We start from the raw sequence: 15,648 nt of genomic DNA, 5'->3' as shown, positions 1-15,648 counted from the left end.
CATAATCAATCCGTTTGAAACATAGTCGATTCACGAGAATATAAGCTTTTGGTTCCAGATTGCAGATTCCGAACACGAACAGATTCATTCGTATATGCTTCTACATAACCACGTCCAATTTCACAATATACGCCAGCAGGATCTTCCTGCCATACTGTAATCAGACTGCCAGACAGTCCAGCGGTAAAAAAGTCCATATCTTCTGTAAGTGTGTGTTTTTTGTTCGATTTCATGGGGGTTCCCCTTCCTATATTTAAAACTGCCTATACCCGACAGATTACTTCCGGTAACGATTATACTCTAAGATGTACTGATAAGGCGATGGTTTTTTGTATAAACACAGAAAAAAATCGGGAAGTCATATATTCCCGATTTATATTTGTTAAAATGCCAAACGTATGATCGCAATAATCGCTAAATGCGCGGGATAAAAGGAACGCCATATCCAGCGTGGAGGTGAATAAAAATGTGCTTTTGGATACAATTGCAGATGAATTGCAATCAGAGTCGTTGCCAGAACACTAAATACTTGTATATCTGAAAATCCTCCAAACAGCACAAACACAATAGTAAGCGCCAAATGAGCAACAATCACCCAATAGCCGATCGTATAACGAAATACCAATACTAACAAAACGCCGTACATCCCATAATCCGTATGTAGTTGATCTGCCAACCAGCCTACAGCAAGGATCAGAAGAAGTGAAACCGGAAAATATTTCAGTGATAGTTTATCAATTGCGATCAGTAAAAGCAAGGAAAGAAATAACGTACAGACTACATTTAAATTGTAAGTGTCAAAAGCGTACATAAAAGGAAGTTGGGATAAAGCTGCAATAATCAGTAGTCGAATCGTATATTTGCGTACATTTCGTGTACGTTGATAACCAAGTACGAGAAAATAACAATAGATAGGAAAAGCGATTCTACCAATAACACGCAAATACCGTTCATCTGGAAAGAAAGCATACCCCAAATGATCGGTTAGCATCGTAAGCATAGCTAACCATTGCACAGGCATACCTCCTTTTCGTTACTTCATCAGACTAAAATTAAATATCGTTTGTACAATTAATGAAATAATAAGTAATCCAAATACCGAAAAGCCGATTCCTGCACCTTTACGACTTTCTTTAAAAAATTTGCGACTTAATGCAAACACAAGTCCTGCAATCGCTAACAATACAAGCACGATAATAATACGAAGAAAAATAAATACACCAACGCTCACTAGGGCACCTCCTGCAAATTTTAAATAATCTTATGTTTACTATACGACATATTGAGGGGTGTAATCCAAGCAAAAGGTGAACATTTCGCAAAACCACAACAAAAAGCTCTTTTCTTCAACGGATTCCTGATCCAATGAAGAAAAGAGCATTGATAAAATGAGACTACATTTTCATATTACTACTGTGTCCTGGAGACAATTTCGCATCAGGATCAACATATACTTTAGCATTATTGATAGCGGTAGGTGCTTCACCGAAACCAACAGCAATCAATTTAAGCTTACCAGGGTAAGTGGTGATATCTCCAGCAGCAAAGATGCCTTCTACATTCGTCTCCATACGAGAATCGACTACAATAGAGTTGCTATTGATCTCAATACCCCATTCAGCGATAGGACCAAGTGAAGAGATAAAGCCAAAGTTAACAATAACATCATCAACTTCGATTTCTTGAGTTTCTTTTGTTTTGACATGAGAAAGAGTCACACGCTCTATCGTGTCTTCACCGTGCAATTCTGTAATTTCTGTCGGTGTAATGATTTTGACGCCAGAAGCATTCAAGTTCTCTACACTATGTTCATGAGCGCGGAATTTGTCACGGCGATGGATCAAGTATACTTCAGCCGCGATCGGTTCGATCATAAGCGCCCAGTCGACAGCGGAATCGCCTCCACCACTGATCAATACTTTTTTACCTGCAAAACGGCTCAAATCGCTCACAAAGTAATGCAGATTGGTTTTCTCAAAGTGGCTAGCATTTGGTAAATCTAGACGACGAGGTTCAAATGCGCCTACGCCTGCTGTAATAATCACCGCTTTACTTTCATGTGTACCTTTATCGGTAGTGACGACAAAGTGACGATCTGCTTTCTTTTCTACATTAAGTACTTTTTCTTCCAAACGAATATCAGAATCAAAATGATTCATCTGTTGTTGTAAGTTGTTCACTAGCTCTTGGGCTGTGATTTTCGGAAATCCTGCTACATCATAAATATATTTTTCAGGATAAAGGGCAGCTAATTGTCCGCCAAGTTGAGGCATACTTTCAATTAGTTTCACTGACGCTTGACGCATACCGCCATAAAAAGCAGCAAACATCCCGGCAGGCCCTCCACCAATAATAATAATATCGCTTAGTTCGTTGTTTGTTGTAGATGACACTTCACAAGCACCTCCGTAAATTAGTTCGATCTTACCCAATTATATATCATAAAGAGAATATTTTTAAAACGACAATTCTCCAAACCGCTCGTATCCATCTTATCGCAATCTATAAAAGTAAACAAAAAATAAATAAACCGCATCTTTCTAATGCATAAAAATATATAAAAAGATAGATAAAAAATTAAATTTACTCTTGATATTTTAAAGAAAAATAGATATCATTTCAGTTGGGCTAATGATGTCATGTGACGAAAATAGAACATTTTTTTCAGAAAACGTAAATTTTTTTGAACATATCCGCTAGAAAGAGTACAATATAATGTGACATATCCTATTGCGCTTTTATGATGAATGTAATCATTTGTCTACTGTTGTGTATATTTTCACAATTTTATGAAGGTATACAGAGCAATCATGGTTATATATGGGTATCAACTATTTTAACTGATTTTATCGTTTCAGTGCAAAGTCTATTGTTAATGATCTTTACCAAGTATTAATGTAGGCGATGTACTTCAATGAAATACATTCTAAGTGAATCATTGGAAGGGGAAAATGAATATGAGTAGCATTCCTAAAATTGTTATTTTGGGCGCAGGTTATGCAGGTATTCTTGCTGCACAACGTTTGCAAAAAGAACTGAACTATAATGAGGCTGACGTAACTTTGGTTAACCGCCATGACTATCATTACTTTACAACACACTTGCACATGCCAGCAGCAGGTACAGACAAATTGGATAATGCGCGTGAGCAAATTTCCAAATTAGTGGATGAGTTCAAAATCGATGTTGTTAAATCGAATGTACAAGAAATCATCCCGCAAGAGAAAAAAGTTATTTTGGAAGACGGAACATTGTCTTATGATCACTTGATCATTTGCCTAGGTGGCGAACCAGAAACTTTCGGTATCCCAGGTATGCTTGAAAATGCGATGACGATTCGCAGTATCAACTCTGTACGTAAAATCCGTGATCACATTGAAGCTCAATTTACAGCTTACAAAGTAGATAAAAAACCAGAGCGTTTGACTTTCGTAGTCGGTGGCGCAGGTTTCACAGGTATCGAGTTTGTTGGTGAATTGTCTGATCGTCTACAAGAATTGTGCAGAACTCATGGTATTAGCCGTTCTGAAGTTAAATTGTACAATGTAGAAGCAGCTCCAACAGCATTGCCAGGTTTCGATCCTGAATTGGTTGAGTATGCTATGAAAGTTCTACAAAATAAAGGCGTAACATTCAAAATTGGTGTTGCGATCAAAGAATGTCTAACTGACGGTGTTATCGTTGGTGAAAATTCTGAAAAAATCCATGCAAACACTGTCGTATGGACAGGTGGTATCCGCGGTAACCGTCTTGTTGAGCAAGCTGGATTTGAAGCTATGCGTGGACGCGTTAAAATCGACGAATACTTGCGTGCACCAGGATACGAAAATGTATACATCATTGGCGATAGCTCGTTGATGTTTAATGCAGAAGGTCGTCCTTACCCACCTACAGCGCAAATTTCGATGCAACAAGGTGTACTTTGTGCACAAAACATCGTAGCTGCTATTCGTGGACAACAACCTAAGAAATTTGTATTCAGCAACAAAGGTACTGTAGCATCGCTTGGTAAAGGCGAAGCAGTAGGTGTTGTTGGAGATCGCAAATTGAAAGGTTTCGTTGCTGCTCAATTGAAAAAAGTGATCGATATTCGTTACCTATTTATTATTGGCGGCGTATCGCTTGTAATGAAAAAAGGAAAATTCTTATAAGATGCGTCACTGTAGCGTTCAGGTACGTGGGCTTCTTACGCGTGAAGAGCTGGATCGGTATAATGGATTGATTGAAGTCGGTGGATTTTTGGAAGAGCAGGGTCGTTATGATCTTGCTTATCCTATCCAAAAAGAAATCGATATTCTAATCTTACCAGCGATCGAACGTTTGAAAGACAAAAGTCGTGCACGAGATCGTGATGATCAGGAATATCTAGCATCATTAGAACGTGATCAAGATTTGTCTGAAGAAGTCTAATTTGAAATGCTCATCAAAAAGCCAGGTCCTTTATAAGGAACCTGGCTTTTTGTGTTGTGTATTAAGAGGCATTGTTGTGCTTTGTTGTAGCGGAAGGAGTAGGAGCATCTGCTTGAATTTTGAATTGTCCGATTTCTTTTAATAAATGATCTGCACTTTCAGACAGGTGTTTGGATGAAGTAGAGATACTTGCAATCGATTGAGTCTGTTCGATTGTAGAAGAAGCGGCTTCTTCTGTAGCAGCAGCACTTTGTTCGGATACAGCCGCAAGCCCTGTAATTACATCAGATACTTGGTTAGCACTTGATTTTAGAGAAGTGACTCCATCCGATACATGAGCGATCTGTGAAATAATACCGTCTACCGATGAGCGAATTTGTTCAAAAGAATCTTTAGTCTCATCGACAGATTGTTGCTGTTGAACAGTCGTATGACGGAACGAAGATAATTCAAGTGAACTTTGTTTACCTGCTTCGTTTAATTGAATTAATAGTGCATCAATATCAGAAGCGGAATGAGAAGCTTGTTCAGCTAGCTTACGCACTTCACTGGCAACAACAGCGAATCCTGCTCCATGTTCACCGGCACGTGCAGCTTCAATCGCAGCATTAAGAGATAAAAGATTAGTTTGATTACTGATTTCGCGAATCACATTCGTTATCTGAGCGATTTCATCTAATTTGTTCAATAAAATAGCATTAGAAGCTTCTACCCGTTGAGTAGATTCTTGTCCGGCTTGCGCTAATGATGTTTGTTGAGAGATCGCTTGTGTACCACGCTGCATCGCATCATTCACTTCACTGATCATATGCGAAGCTTCATTAGCACTGGCAGCTACTTTTTCCAGAGAACCTGTCATATCCATCACCATTTCAGCACCGGATTGGATCGATTCGGCTTGATCGCCTGCGCCACGAGCAATTTCTTCAATAACAGTAGAAATTTGACCTGCGATATCGCCTGAATTGGTAGCATTACGATACATTTCAGTAGATGCTTGATTGACACCTACCGCTGATTGAGACACAGTCTGAATTAAGTTACGTAAAGCGGTCGACATCGTATTAAAAGCAGTGCCTAACTGAGCAATTTCATCTTTGCCTTTAACAGGTACAATCACTGTTAAGTCGCCTTCAGCTAATTGTTGAGCGCTTTTCTTCAGAAGGATAATCGGTTTAACGATACGAACAGCTACCCAGAAAGCTAACAAAGCGAACAATAAAGTAAGGGCGATAATAACTATCGTATATTGATTACGTAATTGTGTGTATTCAGCAAAAGCTAGTTTTTTAGAAGTAGAAGAAGCAACAATCCAATTGATTCCTGGAATTTTTTCATAATACAGTAATTGAGGATCGCCTTTGTAACTATATTCAACGCTTCCTGAATTTTGACTAAGTAGAGTATCGGCTATATTGGCATAATCGGCTTGATCTTTAAGTGGTTTGTTAACAAAAGAAGCATCAGGGTGAGACATTACATTTCCATTGGGATCGATCAAAAAGGTAAAACCGTTATTTGTTTTAAGCGTATCGATATAGCTAGTAATCGTAGATAATAAAATATCTTCCGCGATTACACCAGCAAAGTTGCCTTGAGGGTCTTTCAGAGGAGCACCAATAAAGATCGCTTTATATGTTTTGGTACCAGCATCTTCATAAGGAGCACTGATAAATAGTTTGTTGGCTTTTTTAGTTTCTTGATACCATGGTCTTGTTCGAGCATCATAACCTGCGGGAGCAACCCAATCGCTACCATCCAGAAAAGTACCATCTTCTAACGAGAAATAAATATCTGAAATACTTTTTGCGTTACTCTCATCTTTAAAAACTTGCAGATGTTTTAATGTAATTTGATCTAGAGGAACAGTGCTGTTGATTAACGAAGCTAGTGTTTCTACTACTTTACTATTCGTATTAATCCAACCATTGATTTGTGTAACACCTTGAGTTACTGTTTTTTTGACATCGGCATCTACCGATTGAGTGGCTTGTTTTTTGATAATGTATAGAGCAGACCAACCCACAGGAACAGCAATCAAAATAGCAGTGGCTATAACAAGCAAAATCAATTTTACTTTTAAAGTCATATATACTCCTCTTTTCTATACATATATAAAAATAACGAACAAGTCTGGATATCATCTAGTTGCTTGTTCTTTATATCGTCATCCAAACTTTAATTAATTACCTTTTCCGACAATAATTTTCTTTATTTTTAATATATCTGTCACAATAATGATTCTTTAGTCCTAAAAATAAATGTTTCATTTCGCAAATGGAATAAAATATTAAATATAAGATGAAGAATTAATGAATAAATATATAACAAAAAAAGCTATGCTCTTTATAAAAGAACATAGCTTTTTTTTGGGATATACAATTATTGCTTATTATTGGTAAAAGTCGGAGTTGTAGCTGAAGAATCTTCGATTTTAAACTGTCCGATTTCTTGTAGTAAATGGTTGGCACTTTCAGACAATTGTTTGGATGAAGTCGAAATACTGGTAATCGATTGCGTTTGTTCTACGGTTGAAGAAGCTGCTTGCTCTGTAGAAGCGGCACTTTGTTCAGATACTGCTGCAAGTCCAGTAATGACATCAGATACTTGATTAGCATTAGACTTGAGTGTAGTGATTCCTTCTGACACATGACCGATACGTGAAATAATATCATCTACCGATTGACGAATATGTTCAAAAGAGTTTTTAGTTTCATTAACAGATTGTTGCTGTTGCACTGTCGTATCGCGGAATGAAGATAATTCTAGTGAACTTTGTTTGCCTGCTTCATTTAATTGAATAAGTAACGCATCAATATCGGAAGCGGAATGAGCAGCTTGCTCGGCTAGCTTACGAACTTCACTGGCGACAACAGCGAATCCTGCACCATGTTCGCCTGCACGTGCTGCTTCGATTGCAGCATTAAGCGATAATAGATTGGTCTGGCTACTGATTTCGCGAATCACGTTTGTAATCTGAGCAATTTCATCTAATTTCTGGATCAAAATTGCATTAGAATCTTCTACGCGTCGAGTGGAAGCTTGCCCGGCTTGAGACAACGCGGTCTGTTGACTGATAGCTTCGGTACCGCGATTCATAGCTTCATTCACTTGAGTGATCATATGAGCAGCTTGCTCTGCACTGCTAGATACTTTGTCTAAAGAATTGGTCATCGTCATCACCATTTCAGCACCGGATTGAATCGATTCGGCCTGTTCGACAGCACCGCGAGCAATTTCTTCGATAACGGTAGAAATCTGTCCAGCGATATCTCCTGAATTAGAAGCATTACGATACATTTCAGAAGAAGCTGTATTTACTCCATGAGCAGACTGCGATACCGTTTGAATCAAGTGACGAAGAGCAGCAGACATCGTATTAAAAGCAGTGGCTAGTTGAGCCACTTCATCTTTGCCTTTAACTGGAACATGAACAGTAAGATCACCTTCAGCTAATTGTTGAGCACTTTTTTTCAAAAAGACAATAGGTTTGACGATACGAACAGCTACCCAGAAAGCAAAAGCAACAAATAGTAACGTTAGTATGATAATAGCAATCGTATATTGATTGCGTAATTGTGTGTATTCTGCAAAAGCTAATTTTTTAGAAGTGGAAGAAGCAACAATCCAATTGGTACCTGGAATTTTACTGTAATAGAGTAATTGAGGATCACCTTTATAGGTGTACTCGGTACTACCTGAATTTTGACTTAGCAACGTATCTGCAATAGCGCTATAATCGGCTTGATCTTTAAGAGGTTTATTAATAAAATCCGCATTAGGATGAGACATCACATTACCATGTTGATCTAATAAAAAGGTAAAACCACCGCTAATTTTGATATTGTTAATATAATCTGTAATCGTTGATAACAAGATATCTTCAGACAATACACCTGCAAAATTGCCCTGATTGTTTTTTAGTGGTGTTGCAATAGAGATTGCGTAACCATCTGTTGTTGCATCTAAATAAGGATCGCTAATAGATAACGCATTAGTTTCTTTGGCTTTTTGATACCACGGACGTTGCCTAGCATCATAACCAGCGTCAGGAACCCATTCACTTCCATCGACAAATTTGCCATTTTCAAGTCCAAAATAAATATCTGATATACTTTTCGCATTTGAAGCATCTTTAAAGACTTGTAGATGTTGTAAGGTGATTTGATTGAGTGGCACTGTTGCATTGATAACAGAGCCGAGGGTTTCGATTACTTTACTGTTGGTATTAATCCAACCATCGACTTGTGTGACTGCTTGAGACACTGTATTTTGAAGTGTGGTATTGACTGATTTTGTAGCTTGATTTTTGATAATATACAGTGCTGACCATCCAATAGGGACAGCAATTAGAATAGCAGTCGCCATTACTAATAGAATCAATTTGACTTTTAACGTCATAAGTACCCCTCTTTTCTATGCCACTATGCAAATGATGTTATGCGACTTTGAGCCCTTAATTGTTGTTTATATCGTCAATTCTTCTGTATTTATGTATATGTTTCGACAAAAAGATATATAAATAAGAAATTATTTTTCTTATTATTGAGTCTCAAGTACTAATAGAACATGAATGTATAAACAAGCTATTGTATGCAAAATATAAACAACAAAAAAACCTCTGCATAAGGTAGTCAGTAAGACAACGCAGAGGTTTTTGAGTAGATATTCTGTTTATGATTGGTAACTAATTGGTATCCAAATCAAACGTAAAAGAGATTAAAGTTTGAGCATTTCTTCAAATTTATCTGTATCTAAGATGCTACCTACATAAAATGAACCAAATTCTCCAAAACGAGCACTTGCTTCATCAAAGCGCATTTCGTATACTAATTTTTTAAATTGAAGAGCATCGTCTGCAAATAACGTTACGCCCCATTCCCAATCATCCAGTCCAACAGAGCCGGTAATGATTTGTTTGACTTTACCTGCATAACTGCGTCCTATCAATCCATGACTACGAATCATTTCACGACGTTCATCCATCGGAAGCATATACCAGTTGTCGCCTAGATTACGAGTTTTGTTCATCGGATAGAAACAGATATAACGAGAATCCGGTAAAGCTGGTTTTAGGCGGGCAAGAATATGTGGATTCTCCATCGGATCGCCTTCTACATGGCTAGCCATATAGCTACTAAGTTCTACAATGCTCACATACGAATATGATTTTTTGGTAAAACTAGCGAACGTTGTTTTGTTAAATTCATTTTCAATCGCATTCAAATCTTCCAATGTTTCACGTAAGTGCATCATCATAAAGTCAGCTTTTTGTCCAACGACTGTATAAAGAACTGTACTACCGCTACCGTCATTGCTAACAGCTTGCCAATCATGAATAAGAGCGTTCAATTCATCGATCGCACCTGCACGTTCTTCATCGTCTGCGGCTTTCCAGGCATGCCAATCAATCGTACGAAAATCATGTAGTGCATACCAGCCTTCAAGCGTAGCTACTGCTTCATTCATAAAATCACTCCTATATATTAGTGGAAACTATTGTTATTCATGATTATACTTACACATCTTGATCTATTGTAACCGAAGGAGTCTGCACAGAGCAATTGACTTCACAGTCTGTTCATGGTTGCTTCATCATAATTATGTAGAAGAATAGAACAATCTCTAAAATATATTCATTTCTAGCGTAATGGCGCAAAAGGATGATTGTTATGGAGATCGAAGGTGTTTATGTTCCAAATTCACCTTTCTTTTCAGCATTGAAATTTCAAAATTTGTGTTAGAATAGAATTCCGCATGCACAGGAGCAAAAAGAGAGGGGGCGGATCATGCGCATTAAGAATCTACTTCATTTTACCGAAAATCACCGATATTGCGTGTACCGCGAATTTGGTATAGGTGCGCTGGATGAACGGATGCTCAGTCTAGTTTATCAACCGTTAACAGGGGCTTTTGCGATTAGTGTATATCGATTATTGTGTGAGCATGTCGAAGCACAGCAAGTAGGCTATTCCCCGATAGAACAACAGCGTCGATTATTTTTAACGTTAGGGCTTGAACCGGGGGAACATGGACGTAAATTTTTGGTAGAACAGACTTCGTTATTAGAAGCTGTTGGGTTATTGCAGACCAACCGAGTATATTTCCCTGATCAGGATGATTATATATATGAATATGAATTACAACAGCCGCTATCACCAAGTGAATTTTTCCGAACACAACATTTAACATTGTTGCTACGAGACAAAATGGGCAAATTTGCGGTGTTATCTTTGCGCGAACGCTTTTTAGCCAAAGAACCGGATGGTTGGGGTGACAACACGGTTCAGAAAGAAAATATTTCACAACCGTTCTATGATATTTTTGAATTGAATACACATGTGATCGATTATGAATTAGAACAGGCGTTGACAGAAGTAAGCGCGCAACAGCGTAGCAGTCAGCCGAAGCTAAGTGAAGATGATCTGATTAACTATGCAGATATTATTCGCTATTTCCCGCGTGGATCGCGTAATCGTATCTATGTCGAAAAGTTACGCTTTTTACCAGAACAGATGAATGTACTGAGTTATATCGCTTACAAATATCGTCTGGATATTCAAGATATTTGCCGGATGCTCGATGAAGATGGCGTATTTGATACCAATGGTGAACTGGCAGAAGATGAAATTCAACGTCGTGCTAATCTGCAATTCCGTCAAGGCAAAAAGCGTCAGGAAGAACGACAGATTCATGAAGCCAAAGTAATCTCGCTTCGAGAAGAGAAAAAAGAAGAATCTCAAGATTTACCTGTAGAATATGCAGTTGAAATGGAGTATTATCTGGAAGTACCGCGTCAATTTACAAGCAAATGCGATATTCATCAATATAATACAATTCTACGCAATGAACCTTATACACGCGTTCTGGAAATGTTTTATCCAGGTAGTGTGCCTAACAGTGTGAATGATATATTCGAACATGTCGATATTAATTATAAATTGTCTGAAGAAGTGGTTAATGTACTGATACATTACTTGCTGGCGATCAAAATGTCTCAACCGGGTGAACGCTTGAGTAGTAAATTTGTCGATTGGGTAGTGACTAATATGCTTAATCAACAAGTCGATACGTATGAAAAAGCTGTTCGTTATGTTAGAGAGCAAAACAAGCTCGATCTCAAAATCAGCGATCAAGCGAAGCTACAAGCCAAAGGTGGAGCAACAGGCGGTAACAAACGTACCAATACACGAACATATAATAGAGCAGCTAATGCCAAGCCGGAGATTCCGATTGTCAAAAGCGCACGCGAAGGTAGTAGTATCGTATCTGATGAAGAAATAGCAGAAGCGATGCGACTTGCTGAACAAATGCAATCTGGACAAGATCGTGTCCAAAAAACCAATAGTTGAGTTAACGCAAAAGGAAGGGGCAAACTGCCATGGAATCCCTCGGTGATCTGTTACGGCAGATGAAAAGTCCGCGCTTTCGGGAAGAATCACAAAAGATTGCCGGGCGTCTACTCAGTGATCCGCTTGTGCTGGAATTAAGAGCACAGCATCCAGAGCTTACCGATCAGGAACTCATGACGAACCTCAGTAAGCTATATCAATATGTAGGCGATCGTGGTCATTGTGATAACTGCCCGGGATTGGATAACTGTCCCAATGACTTTCAAGGGCATTACACCAAATTGAGTGTAGAACCTTCTGAAAGTGGAGCCAAGTTATACGACCGCAAAACACCTTGTCACAAACAATTAACAAGACAACACGAGCAACAGGTCAAACAGCGTATTCATAGCTTTTATATTGATGAACGCGCATTGAATGAAGGTTATAATCCCAAAGAAATTGTAGCTAAAGATTCGAATCGTGTACCCGCAGTTGTACAGATTTTTCAATATATTAGTGAAACCAAGCAAAATGGATTATCTCCACAAGGGTTGTATTTAGAAGGTGGATTTGGAACAGGCAAAACATTTTTGGCGTCCTATCTACTGCACGAGTTAGCCAAAGTCGGTCATACCGGCGTTATTGTTTATATGCCTGACTTTGTAGAAGACTTGAAATCGATGTTTCAGGATAACAATCGAATGAAAGAAACGATGGATATTATGAAGCATACCGATCTGTTGATCTTCGATGATATCGGTGCTGAAAATTTAAGTTCATGGGTAAGAGATCATGTACTGGGTTCGATTTTAAATTATCGGATGAATCGCAAACCGACATTTTATACTTCTAATTATTCGTTGGCTGATCTGCAAAAGCATCTTAGTTTTACGAATAAAGATGGCGAAGAATTTTATAAAGGGGAACGTTTGATGAATCGTATCAGTCCTTTTGTAAAGGTGATTCGGGTTGAAGGAGAAAATAAAAGAGGCGGTATGAGCAATAAATAGTATGCACCTCTCGTTATTTATGATACAATACTTACTAATTGATAGATAAGTATGAATAAATCGTAACATCTGTTTCGGAAACTCCAATGTTGTGTTATAATAAAGGAGTCAGCAATGACGAGACTTGTTTAATGTTTAAATAATATTAATTCAAAATAAAAGTTACTCAAGGAGGATATTTCACATGGCTATCGTTAACGTATCTGATCAATCTTTCACAAACGAAGTTGAAGGACAAGGAACAGTATTGGTGGATTTCTGGGCACCGTGGTGTGGCCCTTGTAAAATGCTTGCTCCAATCTTGGACGAGTTATCTACAGAAGTAGGCGACAGTGTTAAAATCGCTAAAGTAAACGTAGATGAAAACCCTGAAACAGCTTCACGTTTTGGTGTTATGAGTATTCCTACAATGATCTTCTTCAAAGATGGTCAACCTGTAGATAAAGTAGTAGGCTTAAACTCTAAAGATGCTCTTAAATCTATTCTTGCAAAACATCAATAATTTGTAATACGTAAATCCTGCCGATTTACTCATCATGAATCTTTATCATAAGTATTATGAGTTACCAATAGACATAAGTGAGTGTATACGACTAGCTTATGTAAAACCTCCGGTCATGCACCGGGGGTTTTTTAGTTGTATAATTAGGGTACAAAGTACTTGGTATTAAAAGTACATTTGTTCTATATCGTTAGAAAGGAGAGATTTATGGACTCTCATATGGATCTTATTCAAGAACAAGAACAAGCGATGAACAATATTCGCAACAAACTCGCATTGTTACCGGATTTATCTGGTTGTTATTTAATGAAAAATCGTGAAGGTACTATTATTTATGTAGGTAAAGCGAAAGTGCTCAAAAATCGGGTTCGCTCTTATTTTACAGGGAGTCACGATGGTAAAACGCAACGTCTGGTTGCCGATATTCGTGATTTTGAATATATTGTGACTGCAAGTAATATGGAAGCTCTGATTCTGGAATGTAATCTGATCAAAACGCATCAGCCTAAATATAATGTATTGCTTAAAGATGATAAAACGTTTCCGTATATCAAAATTACCAATGAGCCACATCCGCGTCTGGAAGTAACGCGACGTATTCTTAAAGATAAAGCCAAGTACTTTGGCCCTTATCCGAATGCTTTTGCCGCTCAACAAACCAAAAAATTGTTGGATCGTATGTATCCATTGCGTAAATGTAAAGTCATGCCCAAAGAAGTCTGCTTGTATTATCATATGGGGCAATGTCTTGCACCTTGTGAATTTGAAGTTCCTCAACAATCGTATGATGAAATTAAGCAAGAAATCAGCAAGTTTTTGAGCGGTGGTCATGAAGAGATCAAAAAAGACTTGCAACGCAAAATGGAAGAAGCCGCAGAAGATTTGTATTTTGAACGCGCAAAAGAATTACGCGATCAAATTATTAATATCGATGCCTTAATGGAAAAACAAAAAATCACGATGGCGGATGCCAAAGATCGTGATGTATTTGGATTTGCTGTAGATAAAGGCTGGATGTGTGTACAGATTCTATACATGCGTCAAGGTAAAATGATTGAACGTCATGCTTCGGTATTTCCTTTTTACGGAGAACCTTACAATGACTTTATGTCTTATGTAACGCAGTATTATAGTGAAAATCCTGCTATGCCTCAAGAAATTATGTTGCCTGTAGAAGAAATAATGGCAGATGCAGACACAGATGTTAATGAGCAAGCTATCGATCATGCCGAAGAAGTAGGATTAGATAGTAGCGACAGCGAACAAATCGACTCAGAAGTAGCTAGTGATCGTGTCGCAGAAGAAGGAACAGCTTATGCGGTGCATACGACAGAGCAGTCTGTTGAGCAAGCAGAAGCCGCTAATGCTGTAGCAGAAAGTGCTAACAAGCAAAGTGGACAAGCTGAAAATAGCGAACAAGCTGATCCTTCAAGCAGTGCAGCCGCTCTTCAACAATGGTTGGGCGTGAAAGTTCTGATTCCTCGTCGTGGACTCAAAAAGCAAATGACAACGATGGCACAGGATAATGCTAGAGTATCACTGGATGAAAAATTCCGCCTAATCGAGCGTGATGAAGAGCGTACGTCCAAAGCAGCAGGTAATCTAGGACAAGCGATTGGACTAGAAAGTCTAGAACGGATTGAAGCTTTTGATAACTCTAATATTCAGGGAACCAATCCTGTATCGGCGATGGTTGTGTTTATTGATGGTAAGCCGGCTCGCAAAGAATATCGTAAATACAAAGTCCGTACTGTTGAAGGTTCGGATGATTATGGAACAATGCGTGAAGTTATTCGTCGTCGATATGAACGTGTAGTCAAAGAAAATTTACCGATGCCTGATCTAATTGTTGTCGATGGTGGTAAAGGACAGATTTCTGCGGCGACCGATGTATTGGAAAATGAATTGGGTTTATTTATCCCTGTCTGTGGACTCGTAAAAGACTCCAAGCACCGTACATCTCAATTGATGGTCGGTGATCCCGCAGAACCTGTAAATTTAGCGCGCGATAGTCAGGAATTTTATCTGTTGCAACGTATTCAAGATGAAGTCCACCGCTTTGCAATTACGTTCCACCGGGAGCAACGTGGTAAATCGATGATTACATCGCAATTGGATAGTATTCCGGGGATCGGAGATAAACGTCGTAAGCTATTGCTCAAGCACTTTGGCTCACTCAAAAAAATCAGAGAAGCCAGTGTAGACGATTTCCGCCAATTGGGTATCGGTGATAAATTAGCGAAGCAGATTTTGGATGCTTTAAAAGAAGAGTAAAGACATCAATAATATGGATACCATTAAAAAGTAGACCTGAGTATTGTCGTTATAAGTTAAGTCTATACATTTAATAAAAATAGTAGCGTAATATAATCCACAAAAGACGGATAAAAAA

Annotated in this window: 13 protein-coding genes; 6 read left to right on the top strand and 7 right to left on the bottom strand. The window is 38.3% G+C overall.

The window, feature by feature from the left end:
• Nucleotides 1-5 precede the first annotated feature (5 nt).
• The 4 genes from ACFSGI_RS03895 to ACFSGI_RS03880 all read right to left on the bottom strand — a co-directional run bounded on the left by ACFSGI_RS03895 (nt 6) and on the right by ACFSGI_RS03880 (nt 2,393).
• A complete protein-coding gene (locus ACFSGI_RS03895) occupies nt 6-233 on the bottom strand; it encodes a hypothetical protein (RefSeq protein ID WP_204826813.1) in 228 nt (75 codons plus the stop codon).
• Nucleotides 234-382: 149 nt separating this feature from the next.
• Entirely contained in the window at nt 383-1,021 is a 639-nt protein-coding gene (locus ACFSGI_RS03890; protein WP_379282482.1) for a TraX family protein, read from the bottom strand.
• Nucleotides 1,022-1,033: 12 nt separating this feature from the next.
• A complete protein-coding gene (locus tag ACFSGI_RS03885; RefSeq protein WP_204826811.1) occupies nt 1,034-1,231 on the bottom strand; it encodes a hypothetical protein in 198 nt (65 codons plus the stop codon).
• A 163-nt stretch (nt 1,232-1,394) separates the two neighbouring features.
• On the bottom strand, nt 1,395-2,393 hold the full coding sequence (locus tag ACFSGI_RS03880) for an NAD(P)/FAD-dependent oxidoreductase (protein WP_069326229.1): 999 nt from the start codon (nt 2,391-2,393) through the stop codon (nt 1,395-1,397).
• Nucleotides 2,394-2,957: 564 nt separating this feature from the next.
• Between ACFSGI_RS03880 and ACFSGI_RS03875 the strand changes: the two genes are divergently transcribed.
• Together ACFSGI_RS03875 and ACFSGI_RS03870 are read left to right on the top strand one after the other, a co-directional pair.
• Nucleotides 2,958-4,151: an NAD(P)/FAD-dependent oxidoreductase gene (locus ACFSGI_RS03875; protein WP_204826810.1), complete on the top strand. Its 1,194-nt coding sequence runs from the start codon at nt 2,958-2,960 to the stop codon at nt 4,149-4,151.
• A gap of 1 nt (nt 4,152) precedes the next feature.
• Nucleotides 4,153-4,410 carry a hypothetical protein gene (locus ACFSGI_RS03870; protein ID WP_204826809.1) on the top strand — a complete coding sequence of 86 codons (258 nt, stop codon included), beginning with the start codon at nt 4,153-4,155 and terminating at the stop codon, nt 4,408-4,410.
• 61 nt (nt 4,411-4,471) lie between these two features.
• On the opposite strand, the gene ACFSGI_RS03865 is transcribed toward ACFSGI_RS03870, so the two are convergent.
• From ACFSGI_RS03865 to hemQ, 3 genes are all read right to left on the bottom strand, one after another.
• A complete protein-coding gene (locus ACFSGI_RS03865) occupies nt 4,472-6,499 on the bottom strand; it encodes a methyl-accepting chemotaxis protein (protein WP_204826808.1) in 2,028 nt (675 codons plus the stop codon).
• A 293-nt stretch (nt 6,500-6,792) separates the two neighbouring features.
• Nucleotides 6,793-8,811, bottom strand: coding sequence for a methyl-accepting chemotaxis protein (locus ACFSGI_RS03860; protein WP_204826807.1), 2,019 nt, complete (start codon nt 8,809-8,811; stop codon nt 6,793-6,795).
• A gap of 318 nt (nt 8,812-9,129) precedes the next feature.
• Nucleotides 9,130-9,879 carry a hydrogen peroxide-dependent heme synthase gene (hemQ, locus tag ACFSGI_RS03855; protein WP_204826806.1) on the bottom strand — a complete coding sequence of 250 codons (750 nt, stop codon included), beginning with the start codon at nt 9,877-9,879 and terminating at the stop codon, nt 9,130-9,132.
• 320 nt (nt 9,880-10,199) lie between these two features.
• On the opposite strand from hemQ, the gene ACFSGI_RS03850 reads away from it, so the two are divergent.
• The 4 genes from ACFSGI_RS03850 (at nt 10,200) to uvrC (ending at nt 15,530) form a co-directional block, all read left to right on the top strand.
• Nucleotides 10,200-11,762 (top strand): replication initiation and membrane attachment family protein, encoded by a 1,563-nt coding sequence (locus tag ACFSGI_RS03850; RefSeq protein ID WP_204826805.1) that lies wholly within the window; start codon nt 10,200-10,202, stop codon nt 11,760-11,762.
• 29 nt (nt 11,763-11,791) lie between these two features.
• Entirely contained in the window at nt 11,792-12,754 is a 963-nt protein-coding gene (gene dnaI / locus ACFSGI_RS03845; protein ID WP_204826804.1) for a primosomal protein DnaI, read from the top strand.
• Between the two features lie 175 nt (nt 12,755-12,929).
• Nucleotides 12,930-13,256, top strand: a complete 327-nt coding sequence (gene trxA / locus ACFSGI_RS03840; protein ID WP_465264549.1) for a thioredoxin — start codon at nt 12,930-12,932, stop codon at nt 13,254-13,256.
• 207 nt (nt 13,257-13,463) lie between these two features.
• On the top strand, nt 13,464-15,530 hold the full coding sequence (gene uvrC, locus ACFSGI_RS03835; RefSeq protein ID WP_204826803.1) for an excinuclease ABC subunit UvrC: 2,067 nt from the start codon (nt 13,464-13,466) through the stop codon (nt 15,528-15,530).
• Nucleotides 15,531-15,648 lie beyond the last annotated feature (118 nt).

The sequence above is a fragment of the Paenibacillus nicotianae genome, assembly GCF_042681745.1.
Classification (GTDB): domain Bacteria; phylum Bacillota; class Bacilli; order Paenibacillales; family Paenibacillaceae; genus Saccharibacillus; species Saccharibacillus nicotianae.
The sequence above is the reverse complement of the archived record's forward strand: the minus strand, read 5'-3'. Positions and strand labels throughout refer to the sequence as shown.